Annotated in this window: 15 protein-coding genes; 10 read left to right on the top strand and 5 right to left on the bottom strand. The window is 39.1% G+C overall.

Going from position 1 to position 14248, the window contains the following annotated elements:
- Nucleotides 1–46: 46 nt before the first annotated feature.
- The 3 genes from MHI34_RS18905 to MHI34_RS18895 all read left to right on the top strand — a co-directional run bounded on the left by MHI34_RS18905 (nucleotide 47) and on the right by MHI34_RS18895 (nucleotide 2718).
- The gene (locus tag MHI34_RS18905; protein ID WP_036126458.1) at nucleotides 47–997 is read left to right on the top strand and encodes an LCP family protein; all 951 of its coding nucleotides are present in this window, start codon (nucleotides 47–49) and stop codon (nucleotides 995–997) included.
- A gap of 64 nt (nucleotides 998–1061) precedes the next feature.
- On the top strand, nucleotides 1062–2261 hold the full coding sequence (locus MHI34_RS18900; RefSeq protein WP_058844423.1) for an AI-2E family transporter: 1200 nt from the start codon (nucleotides 1062–1064) through the stop codon (nucleotides 2259–2261).
- 91 nt (nucleotides 2262–2352) lie between these two features.
- Nucleotides 2353–2718, top strand: a complete 366-nt coding sequence (locus MHI34_RS18895; RefSeq protein ID WP_340811108.1) for a cupin domain-containing protein — start codon at nucleotides 2353–2355, stop codon at nucleotides 2716–2718.
- Between the two features lie 71 nt (nucleotides 2719–2789).
- Here MHI34_RS18895 and MHI34_RS18890 read toward each other — a convergent pair whose 3' ends face one another.
- The gene (locus tag MHI34_RS18890) at nucleotides 2790–3965 is read right to left on the bottom strand and encodes an aminotransferase class I/II-fold pyridoxal phosphate-dependent enzyme (protein ID WP_342503794.1); all 1176 of its coding nucleotides are present in this window, start codon (nucleotides 3963–3965) and stop codon (nucleotides 2790–2792) included.
- An 821-nt stretch (nucleotides 3966–4786) separates the two neighbouring features.
- Here MHI34_RS18890 and MHI34_RS18885 point away from each other — a divergent pair.
- Entirely contained in the window at nucleotides 4787–5602 is an 816-nt protein-coding gene (locus MHI34_RS18885; protein WP_342503793.1) for a hypothetical protein, read from the top strand.
- A gap of 44 nt (nucleotides 5603–5646) precedes the next feature.
- Here MHI34_RS18885 and MHI34_RS18880 read toward each other — a convergent pair whose 3' ends face one another.
- Entirely contained in the window at nucleotides 5647–6441 is a 795-nt protein-coding gene (locus MHI34_RS18880) for an enoyl-CoA hydratase/isomerase family protein (RefSeq protein WP_342503792.1), read from the bottom strand.
- Between the two features lie 366 nt (nucleotides 6442–6807).
- Between MHI34_RS18880 and MHI34_RS18875 the strand changes: the two genes are divergently transcribed.
- Nucleotides 6808–7683: a site-specific integrase gene (locus MHI34_RS18875; protein ID WP_342503791.1), complete on the top strand. Its 876-nt coding sequence runs from the start codon at nucleotides 6808–6810 to the stop codon at nucleotides 7681–7683.
- 43 nt (nucleotides 7684–7726) lie between these two features.
- Here the strand turns inward: MHI34_RS18875 and MHI34_RS18870 are convergent, their stop codons facing one another.
- The 3 genes from MHI34_RS18870 to MHI34_RS18860 form a co-directional block, all read right to left on the bottom strand.
- Nucleotides 7727–8581, bottom strand: coding sequence for a transglutaminase family protein (locus tag MHI34_RS18870; protein WP_036126429.1), 855 nt, complete (start codon nucleotides 8579–8581; stop codon nucleotides 7727–7729).
- A 61-nt stretch (nucleotides 8582–8642) separates the two neighbouring features.
- On the bottom strand, nucleotides 8643–9608 hold the full coding sequence (locus MHI34_RS18865; protein WP_342503790.1) for an alpha-E domain-containing protein: 966 nt from the start codon (nucleotides 9606–9608) through the stop codon (nucleotides 8643–8645).
- Nucleotides 9562–11052: a circularly permuted type 2 ATP-grasp protein gene (locus MHI34_RS18860; protein ID WP_058844420.1), complete on the bottom strand. Its 1491-nt coding sequence runs from the start codon at nucleotides 11050–11052 to the stop codon at nucleotides 9562–9564. Before MHI34_RS18860 ends, MHI34_RS18865 begins: the two co-directional genes overlap by 47 nt.
- Before the next feature lie 76 nt (nucleotides 11053–11128).
- Between MHI34_RS18860 and MHI34_RS18855 the strand changes: the two genes are divergently transcribed.
- From MHI34_RS18855 to MHI34_RS18835, 5 genes are all read left to right on the top strand, one after another.
- Nucleotides 11129–11542 carry a hypothetical protein gene (locus tag MHI34_RS18855; RefSeq protein WP_271913417.1) on the top strand — a complete coding sequence of 138 codons (414 nt, stop codon included), beginning with the start codon at nucleotides 11129–11131 and terminating at the stop codon, nucleotides 11540–11542.
- 475 nt (nucleotides 11543–12017) lie between these two features.
- Nucleotides 12018–12980, top strand: coding sequence for a tyrosine recombinase XerC (locus MHI34_RS18850; protein WP_036126422.1), 963 nt, complete (start codon nucleotides 12018–12020; stop codon nucleotides 12978–12980).
- Nucleotides 12981–13037: 57 nt separating this feature from the next.
- The gene (locus MHI34_RS18845) at nucleotides 13038–13532 is read left to right on the top strand and encodes a DinB family protein (RefSeq protein WP_058844467.1); all 495 of its coding nucleotides are present in this window, start codon (nucleotides 13038–13040) and stop codon (nucleotides 13530–13532) included.
- A gap of 175 nt (nucleotides 13533–13707) precedes the next feature.
- Nucleotides 13708–13857 (top strand): hypothetical protein, encoded by a 150-nt coding sequence (locus tag MHI34_RS18840; RefSeq protein ID WP_036126419.1) that lies wholly within the window; start codon nucleotides 13708–13710, stop codon nucleotides 13855–13857.
- Between the two features lie 217 nt (nucleotides 13858–14074).
- Complete coding sequence (locus MHI34_RS18835) at nucleotides 14075–14245, top strand: hypothetical protein (RefSeq protein ID WP_058844418.1); 171 nt, start codon at nucleotides 14075–14077, stop codon at nucleotides 14243–14245.
- Nucleotides 14246–14248: the final 3 nt, after the last annotated feature.

The raw sequence follows: 14248 nt of genomic DNA, 5'->3' as shown, positions 1-14248 counted from the left end.
AATCAATCGTTACATTAACTATATCAAAATAGAGGAGTTAGTTGTTATGGAAGAGCAAGATTATACGAGACGCTCCCAACGTCCTAAAAAACGTAAATTACGTAAAGGGAGAGCAATTTTTACACTATTATTACTGTGTATCATTGTCATCGTCGGATATGCTGTCATGCAATATCGCAGCGGGCTTGAGCTGGCGAATGATACGAAAGTAGCGCAGGAGGATTTTTCTGGAGATACAATCAAAGGGGATATTGAGAACTATTTAATTTTAGGAGTCGATACACGTGGCGAGGAAAAATCTCGTACGGATACGATGATGGTATTATCCTGGAATAAAGCAAACAATGATATTAAGCTTGTGTCCTTTATGCGTGATATTTACGCAGATATCCCAGGCTATCAATCCTATAAACTTAATACCGCTTACTACCTAGATGGTGTACAGCTATTAAAGGATACATTGACAAATATGTTTGGCTTACCGATTCATCATTATGCCCTAATTGATTTTAAAAACTTTGAATCATTAGTGGACATTTTAGCGCCAAATGGTGTGGAAATGGATGTAGAAAAGGATATGTCTGAAAATATTGGGGTAGAGTTAAAGCAAGGTGTTCATCATTTAAATGGACAGGAGCTATTAGGCTATGCACGTTTCCGTCACGATGCTGAAGGAGATTTCGGTCGTGTTGCCCGTCAGCAAAAAGTCATTGAGGCTTTAAAAACAGAGCTATTAACGCCTACGAACATGTTAAATTTACCAAAATTTGTTGGAGCTGCACAGGGCTATATAACAACCGATTATTCATCTGCTGAGGAAATGCAGCAAGTGCTTAAATTGCTATCTAAAGGTAAGGTCAACATTGAAAAAGCAACGATTCCCATCGAAGGCAGCTATCAATTCCAAAACTTTAGTCATGCGGGCGATTCCATCGTCATTGATGTGGAGCAAAACAAAGCCTTTTTAAGTGAATTTTTAGGTATTTCACTGGAGTGATGTTTCGCAAAAACCAACATTATCCTGTAATATAAAGGTAGAGCATTTGGATTGGGGTGGATATATGGAAAAAGAAAGACCAAAAGAGCGTTCAAGCCTATTAGCAACCAAGTTTATTCGTTTTTTAGGTGGTAGAAACCTATTATTTATGCTGGTGATTTTATTACTAGTTGCATGTGTTATTTTTATGTTTAATCAGGTTTCCTTTATCTTTACCCCGTTACAAGTATTATTTGAAGTAGTGATTTTACCAGGGGTACTAGCCGTCATAGGCTACTATTTATTGCGTCCATTGTTGGCGATCTTGGTCAGATGGCGAATCCCAAGAATTTGGGGGATTTTAATACTCTACGTTGCGGTTATTGGTGTCATTACACTACTCGTTGTGTTAGTTTATCCATTTTTACGCGACCAGTTCACGAACTTAGCACAGGAATTCCCAGAGTATTTCATGAAGTTTACACAAAATATCGTTGCATTCTTGAACAATTCACGTTTTAACGATTATTTAGATAAAATTAATTTTGATTACAATGAAGTGGTTAAAAACTTCACTACAGATATGGTGAAAACTGTAAGGGAAACAGCTGCAAATGTAGCACAAGGTGTGGCCACAGGTATTACGGGCTTCCTTTCAACCTTAACGGGTATTGTGCTATCACTTGTAACGGTGCCATTCATTTTATTTTACTTATTAAAAGAGGGCGAAAAATTACCGAAATTTATGCTGAAAGTGTGCCCACCACGTATGCGTAAAGAAGTCACTGAAATTTTCCATGACATGGACAAGCAAATTAGTTCATACATACAGGGGCAAATTTTAGTATCTATGTGTATTGGAGCAATGGTGACCATTGGCTTTTTAATCATTGGCATGAAATATGCTTTATTGCTTGGATTCCTAGCGATGATTACAAGTGTAGTTCCTTATTTGGGGCCAGTCATTGCCATTACACCAGCCGTTATTATTGCCCTTGTCACATCTCCATTGATGTTGATTAAGCTGGCGATTGTATGGACGATTGTTCAATTAATCGAAGGAAAATTCATTTCTCCTCAAATCATGGGGAAATCACTCAGTATTCACCCAATTACGATCATTTTCGTCTTATTAACGGCAGGCTCATTATTCGGTGTTCCTGGTGTTATTTTAGGGATTCCAGGCTATGCGATCTTTAAGGTGCTGGTGACCCATTTATTCAAGCTCTTTAAACAGCGTTACAACCGTTACGAAGATGATGTTCATCAAAAATATGATGTGTGATAAAAACAGCTACTGCCGTTTGACAGTAGCTGTTTTTTTAATGTGTGTTATCCTTATTAGTAGATTCATCAAAAGGATGGGGGAAAAGGGCATGACATACATACCGATTAATTTTCAAGAAAAATTAACTAAGTTTCAAGAGCATTGGTCTCCGAAAGTGATTGCTGAAATGAATGATTATCAATTTAAATTAGTTAAAGTACAAGGGGATTTTGTTTGGCATAAACATGATGATACGGATGAAGTGTTTATCGTCATTGAAGGGCAGCTAATCATCGAATTCAGAGATGGAGAAGTGCGTTTAAATGAAGGAGAGATGTTTGTCGTACCACGCCATGTTGAACATAAACCTTATGCGGCTTCTGAGTGTAAAATTCTACTTGTAGAGCCGATGGGGGTTGTCAATACAGGCGAAGCACAATCAGAGCTAACTGCTGAAAATGATGTGTGGATTTAACATTCCTGAATAGTCATAGTAAAACCCTTCTAACAGACAAGGTTAGAAGGGTTTATTATTTTTCAAAAGCACTAGCTTTGTGCCAGTAATTGCACTTGTGCTAAGCGATCAACAGCTTCTTGAAGAAGTTCCTTTGGTTGCACCAATGCTAAACGTAAATAGCCTTGTCCAGCCGTACCAAATACGGTTCCAGGAACGGTTACAACGCCAACTTGTTCAATTAATTGAAAGGCTAGTTCTGTACAGTCCATATCGAACGGATATTTTGCCCATACGAACATTCCACCATCAGATGGTGCGGCTTCCCAGCCTAATGCTTGTAAGCCGTTCATCAGGGTTTTATGACGTTCTGAGAATGTGGCACGTAAGCTTTCCGTAATTTCTTCTGCGTTATCAAGTGCGACGACAGCTGCATCTTGAATAGGCTCAAAAATACCGAAGTCTAAATTTGATTTTAATTGCTTAATAACGGCGATCATTTCAGCATTTCCTGCGATATAGGCAATACGCGTTCCTGCAAGACTAAAGCTTTTGGAGAGGGAGTTAATCTCCATGCCGACTTCTTTTGCACCTGGTGCTGCAAGGAAACTAATCGGACCGTCACCTGTAAAATAAAACTCGGAGTATGCCGCATCATGAAGGACGATAATATTATATTTTTTGGCAAAGGCAATGACTTTTTCAAAATACGCTAAGGACGGCATCGCTGGTACAGGATTCCCTGGTAAGTTTAAAATCAATAGCTTTGCTCTCTCAGCAATTTCTTCTGGGACAGCGTCTAAGTCAGGTAAATAACCATTATCGGCCGTTTGAGGCATGTAATAAGGTGTTGCCCCTGCTAAGTGAATTCCTGCATCATAGGCAACATAGGCTGGGTTTGTGGATAACACGATGTCTCCTGGGTCACAAAAGGCTATCGGTAAATGGACAAGGCCTTCTTGAGAGCCAATAGTTTGAATAATTTCCGTAGCGGGATGTAAATCGACATGGCTACGACGCTTATAGTAGCGACTAACGGCTTCATAAAAACGCTGTGTGCCTGTCAGTGTGTAGCCGTAAGATTCAGCTAACCCTGCGCGATAAGAAAGATGCTCACGTATTTTGGCATGTGGAGGAAGATCAGGGCTTCCTAAGCTTAAGTCAATCAAGGTCATGCCCTTTGCTTGCTGCTCACGGGCAAAATTTTTCAAATCTCCGAAAATTGCTGGTGTAAATAATGACATTTTTTTAGATGGTACGATTTTCAAAACTAGTACACTCCTTATCGTTGTATAAAGTGCAACGTCAATCCGTAGATGATTCTCTTGTCTACGCTAATTGTTTGTTTGCACAAATCGGGCTTTAACAGACCATTGTTTGCTTACGGGCCTGTTTATGCGAGATAACAGAATAGTAGTACACATTTTATCATACTAAAGCACAGAAATGGGAAGATATTCTGAAAAAAGAAAATATTTATATAATGTAGAGGATGTGTGCATAGGCTAGCGAAAATAGATTGTCTGATGTTGGGATAAGCGACTATAAATACCTTCAAAGAGAAAATTGTATTATACTGAGTATAAAGTTTTTCAGGTGGGGAGAGCATGCATCTTAACGATTGAATAGCTGACTCAGTAGTGAACGATATGTTGCAAGATTTCACTATTGTCTGCGCCGTAACAGAAACAACCTCCTTTTTACAAGATCGGACATAGACTTTGCTTACAGCTATACATACTGAATAGTATTAAAGGATAGCCATCGTATTGATGTTCCCCTATTATTGACAGTGGCAATGCTGGATGAGTAGGGGCAAAACAAACTGCCTATGCAAGTGTACGACGAGGCAGTCTTTACAAAACATGATGAATCGTTCAGCATTACGATTTTCAATTGTCTACAGCCAAGATAGGGAGGTATTAAAAAAGCTATATGCCAGCGGACTAGCGGGCATTGTATGTAAAAACCTACGCAGCTGCTGACTATGATACTATGCGGAATACCATAGTTGCGGCATGCACACTATTTCGAAGCATGTATGATACTACCTGATACGCAAACCATTTAGTAAGGGAGGGAGAGGGCAGTGAAGGTATATTCGTTAAGTGGACCAAGCGGCACAGGCAAAAGTACGAGTGCCCTTGCCTTTGCTCATAAATTAGGAGTGGAGGCTATCATTGATGATGGTCTTCTCATTGTCAATGGAATAAGAGTTGCTGGCATTTCTGCCAAATTCGAAAAAAATACAATTACCGCTGTACGACGTGCCATTTTTACGGAACAGGAACATCGTGAGGCTGTCAAAAAAGCGTTAGCAAGTCATAAGGTGCAGTCCATTTTACTGATTGGGACATCCACTAAAATGACGAATAGTATTGCTAAGCAGCTAGATCTTGGACCCATTGAACATTATTACGATGTGGAGGATGTTCGTTCCTTTAAGGAAATTCAAAAAGCTCGTTTTATTCGTCAAACGCAGGGCAAGCATGTGATGCCAATTCCTTATCGACAAGTGGAGCAAAACTTTTTTAAACGATTGGTACAAAAGGGCATGGAGATTTTTTCATCAAAGCGCGAAAAAATCGGGGAAACAACGATAGTGCGACCTGATTTTCAACGGGAGTACATTGAAATTAGCAAGCATGTTTATGTTCAGCTACTGACGTATTGCTGTAGTCAACAAGCAATTGTACAAAAGGTGGAACAGGCCCAATTTTTGTTAGGAGATCAGGCTCAAGCTATTCTGACCATACAAGTAAAGCCACCGATAGATTATCCATTAGCAGCGCGTTTACTAGAGCTACAGCAGGCGGTGCAGAAGGCGTTTTATTTACAATTTGGCTATGAATTAGATGCGATTCATGTTCATGTCAAGACGGCTATACAAAAGAAAAAGTCGTGAAAAACAGGTACTCCCAACGCACTTTGCGACGAGAGTACCTGTTTTTATTTTGGTTGACGGCTGAACTGTGGCTGACGTTTTTCCACAAAGGCACGACAGCCTTCGGCGAAATCGCTGCCTACAAACGGTGAAGAGCCTTGCCATAAGGTCGGCACACTATCGAGACATTCTTGAACGGATTGCTTCACAGCAAGCAAGGACTCTGGTGACATGCCTGCCACAAGCTTGCCCATGCGAATCATATATTTATTTAAATCCTTTTCGGCTACTAAGTAGTTAAGCATCCCAAGCTTGAAGGCTTCCTCCGCTTTAAACATGCGTCCTGTAAAGACTAAGTCCTTTGTGGTCGCAGGGCCAACGAGCTGTACTAAACGTTGCGCAAATTTATTGTTTATGGTGATGCCTAATTTTCCGACAGGAATGCCGAGCTTGGCTTTGTCTGAGCCAATGCGGATATCACAAGCTAATGCCAATTCTAAACCAGCGCCCATCGCAGGCCCGTTGATGACGCCGATTGTTGGAATCGGAAGGCGCTCAATTGTGGAAATGGTTTTTTCCATATGTACAAACGCCTCCTCGGCTTGTTCAAGTGAGATGGCATCGAATTCTTTAATATCAGAGCCTGCGGTAAAGCTTTGACCAGAGCCTCGTAAAATGAGTACTTTATTTTTCGGATTGTCTAATACTTGTAGGGCAATCTTTGCTAATTGATCCCACATGTTTGCGGTTAACGCATTTTTTGCCTGTGGTCGGTGAATCGTAATTATCGCTAGTCCAGCTGTTTCTTGATAAATGATTTTTGCATCTTCTGCTTCCAATCGTGTCGTCTTTACTTGCATAGTGGAAAGCCTCCTACGTATTAATGTCTATCTTTATTATATAACACAATCAACTATAAACACGAAATGATATGAATTTTCACATAAAATTGCGTTGTTATACAAGAATGTAGGGAATAGTTAGCATTTATTGTTCTATAACAGGGGAGCGGAATTTACTATTGTAAGAAAGCAAAAGATATGAGAAACTACTGTAGGAACATACGTTTCTTATGCACGTAAGGGGCATTTGAAGACTGGAAGCGGTTTGTGTATCGATATTACAGATTATCCGACACTAAACTATTATAAAATGAATTGAAACACACGCACCCAAAATATAGTAAAATAAAATGACATGACGCACAGCAAACAAGGAGGGGCAATATGGTCACACTCAAGGAAGCATGGAATAGTTACATCTTACTGCTGCAATCATTGAAAAAAAGTGCTGCCACAAAAAAGCAGTACAACATAGATGGACAGCAATTTTTAACGTTCGCCCATGAACACCAATACTTGTATGTGGATCATCAATTAAAAAATCTATTACAGCTTTATTGTGACTATCTCAAGGAAACCTACTGCAATATCAATACATTTAACCATAAAATAGCGACATTGAGAGGCTTTGTAGACTTTATTTTTTTACGAGAATGGGTGACACCTTTTGATTATCAGCCCATTTTACAGCCGAAAAAAAGGCAAAAAGAGGTGCTGCAAGTACTGACCAATACGCAGATTATGCAAATTGCCAACGTCTGGCCAACCTATTTTCAATATGCAAAAACAGAGGAGCATGCTTGGCTGGCTAGACGCAATGGCTGTATAGTCCAAATGTTGATGGAAACAGGTTGTAAGCCTGCAGAGCTTGTGCGAATGAAATGGACTCATTTTAACGAAGGAAAGGCAACCCTTTTTATTGCGAATCGAAATGGCCGTCGAGAAATAAAATGTTCTCCTGTACTAATGGACATGCTAGCTCAGTATAAACTAGCGACAACAGTTTTACATGGGCAAGAGGTAGGGGAATGGGTTTGGGTAAGTGAGGCAAGTATTGTGAAGCCAATTTCAACGAAGACGGTGGAGCGTATTTTTCAAACGATGTCACAAGATATAGGAAAAAACATAAGAGCAACCGATTTGCGATATACCGTTATGCAACGGGCTTTTCAGCAGGAAAAAACGCTGGAGCATATCCAACAAGAAATGGGCTATGTGAGGAAATGGGTGCTGACAGAAAGACAGCAACGCTTCGAATAAAAGCGTGCAGTAATCGCGATTTATCACCATTACTGCACGCCTATTATAAATGATTCAATGCTTTGACACTCACTTTGACCGTTAAATCATGCTTGCCTCCACTATAAACACCTTCAACAGGGCTAATATCACTATAATCGCGACCTATACATAAAATAATATGATTTTCTAAAACTTCTACATTATTTGTTGGATCAAGACCAATCCAGCCAATACCTGGTATCATGACTTCCACCCAGGCGTGTGTAGCACTATCACCAATGAGGGCTGAATTTTCATCCACATATAAGTAACCACTGACATACCGAGCGGGAATGCCTTTAGCTCGCAAAACAGCTAGCATGACATGGGTGAAATCCTGACAAACACCCCGTTTTAATGCAAATGCCTCACTTGCTGTTGTCGTTACAACTGTCGCTGTAGGATCATACTCAAAGCTAGCATATAAATATTGCATTAAATTAAGTGAAAAGAGCACTGGATTTTCAGCATGACCAATCGCATGATAAACTTCCTCTAATTGCTGATCGGTCATAAAAGTAAAATGAGTTGCTTTTAAATACGGTAAATAATGCTCATAAAATAGCTGTGAATGGAAAATGGTCTGCATTTCGGGCGAATATTGAATACGATGAATAAATGGTGCACGCTGAATACTAACAATCGAAGATGTATGAATTTCGAGTATTTGATGCTGCTCCGGTATATAAAAAGAACCAACTGTATTACCCCAAATATCCGTATGCTCACGGGTCAATGAGGAGGGCGTAATGGCAATTCGATACGATAATAATCGCTGCCGCTCATCACTGCGAGGCTTTAAACGAATCGTATTCAAGCTTTGATCGACTTCAGACTCATATTGAAAAATATTGGTATGCTGAATTTCAAATTTCATCGTGTCCGCTTCCTTCTGCTTACTGACTTGCCTGTTGAAAGGGAGCTGTGGTGGGTTCCTTTCAAGGTTGTATGCTGGGTTCATATAAATGATAAACTGTCGAAAAGGTATCACTAAAAGCTATACATTGCGACAGTCTTTCCTCCATTATAGTCATCGTTTCTTCAAGAGTCATTTGCCAAAAATCAAGATGATTGATTGCTAGGATGAGGCTACGAATGCTTGTATGCAGTGTTAAAAATCTTGAGGATAAAGAATCATGTTCAATCGCCGTAATAGCTTCCTCTATTTTCTTTAGACAAAACATCACAGAACATGGGAAATGCTCATCCTGTACTAAATAGCGAATAACCGCAAGTAAATTCGTCTGGCAATGTTTCCGCATATAAGACTCTCTTGCTGCTGTAAGCGCCAATAAAAAGCTACCATCATCCTCTAACAGGGATAGGCCAGACAGCTTCTGTTGTTCCACTATACTTAACGTCATCCGCAACGTCTTTTCTGCACGTTCAAGCCATTTACCAACCTGCATGAAATAAAAGGGAAGATCACGATCCATTGTGCTCTCGATTAACCCGGTCTCCATCCATAGAGTTTTTCTTACTTCCTGTAAAAATGCTTGAAGTTCAATAAGTGGGATTGGGCGTTCTCTTGTCAGTATGGCCTGTTGCTTCGTTAAATAAAAGGCATTTTGTATTTCCCATAGCTCAGTTGGTATACTATCACGCGTAACCCGTGCATTTTCTCGTATGGCACGTAATGTAACGTGGAGGGCATTGCCATTTTTCTCGGAAAAAAGTAGATAGTCAATCAATGGGTTGACACGTATGGCTGAGTAATTCGCTAAATATTCCTCCTTAGAGGCACAAATAGCTAAGACAGCCTCCCAATGATCAAGATAAGCATGTTCTTGCCCCGATTGCTCCAACATATTCAACAGCTGTACCTGTAATATATGTGCATTTGATTGTGTGCGTTCACTATACCGTGCCATCCAGTACAGCGCGTCGGCTACTCGACTTAGCATGCTGCAACTCCTCCTTTAGTATCCACGTATCCTTAGCACCACCGCCTTGTGAGGAATTTACGACAAGTGATCCTTCTTGTAGTGCCACTCGAGATAAACCGCCAGGCAACACATAACAATCCTCACCCTTCGTGACATAAACTCGTAAATCGACATGACAAGGATAAAATCGTCCATTTTGAAAGGCAGGGGCTCTAGACAATTTAATCGTTGGTTGTGCAATATATTGAAATGGCTGCTTGCTAATTTTTTGCTTAAACAAAGCAATTTCTTCCTCACTAGCATGCGGGCCAATCAACATATCATAGCCGCCAGAGGCACTCACATTCTTAATGACTAGCTCTTGAATATGTTCTAGCACCCATGCTCGTTGCTTATCATCTCCTAAATGATAGGTTTTCACATTCGGTAAAATAGGCTCCTCCTGCAAGTAATACCGAATCATCTCTGGTACATAGGCATACATTGCTTTATCATCAGCAACCCCGTTGCCAACAGCATTTAAGATGGCGACATGCCCCGCTTGATAGGCAGCCATTAAATGAGGAACACCCAATAAAGAATCCTCACGAAAGACAACAGGATCTAAAAAATCATCATCAATACGACGATAAATTATATCTATTTGCTGTAGACCATAAATGGTTTTCATATATACCTTCAAATCCTGTACCACTAAATCACGACCCTCTACGAGCTGTATATTTAAATGCTGGGCTAAAAAAACATGATCGTAATACGCTGAATTGTACATGCCAGCTGTTAGTAGCACGGCTTTAGGCTCTCTCTCTGCTTGCATGGAAGGTGGGCGGTGCACAAGAAGTGCTTTTTTCATATAAGCGATGTGTTTATCAAGTGGTTGGATGGTATGCTTAGAGAAAAATTCAGGATACACTTCCTTCATGACATCACGATTTTCAAAGACATAGGAAATGCCAGAAGGGTTGCGTAAATTATCTTCCAATACATGATAATCACCCTTTTCATCCCGTATTAAATCAATGCCTGCTAAAAATATATGATTCGCAATCGGTACTTGGAAACCCATCATTGTTGCTGTAAAATACGGATTATTTTCAACAAGCTGTCTTGGAATAAAACCGTCTCGAATAATCCTTTGTTGCCCATAAACATCCTGCAAAAATAAATTGAGGGCTTGCACACGCTGTTTGACGCCTGCCTCAATCATGGCCCACTTCGTTTGAGGAATAATAATGGGGACACAATCAAAGGGCATTGTACGCTCAGTTCCATCTTGCGCTCCATAGACCGTAAAGGTAATTCCTTGTCTGAGAAAGCTTGCTTGTGCTTGTCGATACTTTTCTTCAAGTTGCTCCTGAGAAAAAAAGGATAGCTTATGATGAAAAGATTGATAATGAGGCTTCGGCTGATTGCCATCAAACATTTCATCGAAAAACAGACTAGAATCATATAAATTCATCATATGGATCGCCTCCGAATTCAAGTAGTAGTGAAAACATGTTACACTGTGAATAAATACATATAAGGAGCTAACAATCATGACCATCATTAATTTAATGCAAGCTTATGAATTAGATAAACTATCTAAATTAAATTTTTCAGAAGAAGAGATCTTAGGCGCTTTACGTACGGGGGATGTATCAGCTTGGCAAGAACAAGTACCAAACTATGAATTTAATGAGACAATGGCTCTTTATAAAGAAGGGGAACAACAATTCATAGAAGCGTACCATGGCCATTATCGAATCAAGTATGTAACATTGCCAGGCATCCAACGTTTATTGCAGCTTCGCTTTCAATTAGAAGAAGGGAAGGATTACCAACTGTTAGAAACAGGTATCCAGCATTTAACGTGTAATGAGGAGACAGTCGCAAGACTTCAGCAAATGTTATCGACAAACTGGTCACTAACAAAACAGGCAGACGGTGCTTATTCAGTTTTTGTAAAATAATACCATTCGTGTTGTGAGACGAATCGACATGGGTAGTGACCCATCTTCTATTTTTTCAAAGCGTCTCACAGGGCAAGCGAATTGCGACTTCTCGTAACTTTGTTTTCAAGTAAATAAACAATACTCAAGCTACCAAGTAGAAGTTACTTGATATTAATCACTCCGATATTGCCATAAGACATAGCCCTTTTTGACGGTTTAGTAGAAGGTGGGCAAGACAAGCATTTAAGCTGAATCAAGATGAAGTATACTAGATTTTAATATTCATTTAACGTGAACTTTATGACTATTTTCCTGCAACTGTCACAAAAGATTTAAAAGGAAATCCTCTTTTTTAAAAAAGGGGATTTTTTTATCGCTTAAAAAGAACATTTGTTCTATATCGTGAAAAAGGGCATTTTTTTCAATAAAGTTCCCAAATTTATATTTGGGAACGTTTTTTCATGGTAAAATAGAGCAAATAGAGGTGATTAGCATGCAAAATACCAAGCAACCGAAATTCATGAAGGATTTTCTAGTTTATTTAACGACCATCAAAGGAAAATCACAGCGCACAAGAAAAGAATATGAATATGACCTAACCTTATTTTTCCGTTTCCATAAAGCAATCCAGGAGGATCTGGATATAGAAAATTTAGTAGCCATTGATATTGCCACTATTACAATAGAAGAAATTCGTGATATTACATTAGAGGATCTTTATTACTTTATGGAGTACTGTGAGGTACAGCGAGGAAATTCTGCTGCTTCGAGGGCACGAAAAGTGGCGACATTAAAATCCTTTTTCAAGTACTTGAAAGGAAAACGTCGACTTATTGAGGAAAATCCAGCAGAAGAATTAGAAACACCAAAAATTGGCCGAAAAAGACCAATTTATATGAATCTTCAAGAGGCTACTCAATTTATTGATGGAATACCAACAAATCAGGCATCACCAAGAAATTACTGTATGATGATGTTTTTCTTAAATTTAGGAATACGTGTGACGGAGCTTTGCCAGCTCAATAAAACATCTATTCAAGGACGTTATTTAACGGTTGTCGGGAAGGGCAATAAGGAGCGTACTGTCTACTTAAACGATAGCTGTTTGCAGGCACTCGCAGATTATGAAAATAGTGGGAAAACGCCTTATAAGGGGGACGGGGATGAGCCTCTTTTCGTCTCACAAAAAGGAACACGCTTTACGCGCCAAACTGTTGCCAAAATCGTGAAACGTATTAATCAACAATCAGGTCTTCAAAAGGAACGACTTACACCACATAAGTTGCGTCATACATCTGCGACTATGATGTATAAAGCAGGTGCAGATATTCGGAGCTTACAGCATATCTTAGGACATTCAAGTGTAGCGACGACTCAAATTTATACGCATATAGAGGACGAGCAGCTACAACATGTTTTAGAAAATAATCCCTTTAATATTGTGCGCGAGAGATGATTTTTACCCCTCTCTGTCGAATATAGTAGTATGCCAAATGAAGGGGGTTAACTTATGATGTTAGTAGCAAAAGAACAATTCGACGCAACAAGGGCGCAATTACTTCAAACGATTCAAAACTTAGACAATACAAGCTTTAATGACAAACCAGATGCACAAAGCTGGAGTGTAGCACAAATCTGTCATCATCTTGTGTTAGTAGAGGAAGCAGCCAAAAAAGCCATTACATGGGGATTACAAGCCCAAGAACAATCATCACCTGCAAGAAAAAATGTTCAGCTTGTTGTTTTGGATAGAACAAAAAAATTTCAAGCACCAACTATTGTGGAGCCAATAGATCAGCCTTTTACCGTTCAGGAGATGCTAGATTTACTAGCCACATCAAGAATGAATTTTCTCGCTTTTTTACAAACAATCGAAGAACCTGAAATTTTAACAAAATATGCTGTGAAGCACCCAGCCTTAGGTACATTGCCACTCGATCAATGGATTGAAATGGTTTATTTACACGAGCAGCGTCATATCGAGCAAATACAAGAAATAATGAAATAAACATATGGTAAGTAAGTATAGAGGGATTTGAGCACACAAGTGTGAGCCAAATTCCTTTTATTGTTATATGTTTTTTCTATCATAACCTCTTGACGTGCTACATAATCTGTTATATATTAAATAAAAATAATAACAACTGTTATAAAACAGTTTTCAAATCAAGGAGGAATTTTTAATGACAAAGTATCGAGACGGCTATGAATTTTATTGTGAAATGTGTGAGCGTTATGGATTAGAGCCAATTTCTTTCCGCTATTATGTATTACAGTTATCACAGCAACAACTGTCTGCTTATAACATGCAAGCAAAACAATTAGGCATTTAAAGGACGTGGTTATGACGGAAGCCGACGTGAATATTTTATGAAAAGCCCAGCCATACTAAATACAATGGTTTGGGCTTTTGTGATTTATAAAAGAAATTTCAGATAATTTATTGACAAGCATCATACTCTGTTATATATTTTTAGAAAATAATATTACTGTTATATAACAAAAATCAAAAACCACATTTAGTAGCAATCATGAAAGGAAGTTAGAAGGGTGACAGATTATCGAGAGGGTTATGAATTTTACCGCCAAGTATGTGAGGAGCACGGACTCGAGCCTATTAATTTTCACTATTATATTTTAAATTTATCGCAAGAGCAGTTACATGCATATAACCAATATGCAAAATCATCAGAAGAGTCAATCGAATATGAGGTTTCTTAACTT

The organism is Lysinibacillus sp. FSL L8-0126, from assembly GCF_038630385.1.
Taxonomy (GTDB): Bacteria; Bacillota; Bacilli; order Bacillales_A; family Planococcaceae; genus Lysinibacillus; species Lysinibacillus fusiformis_D.
This window is presented reverse-complemented; position numbering and strand designations above follow the sequence as displayed.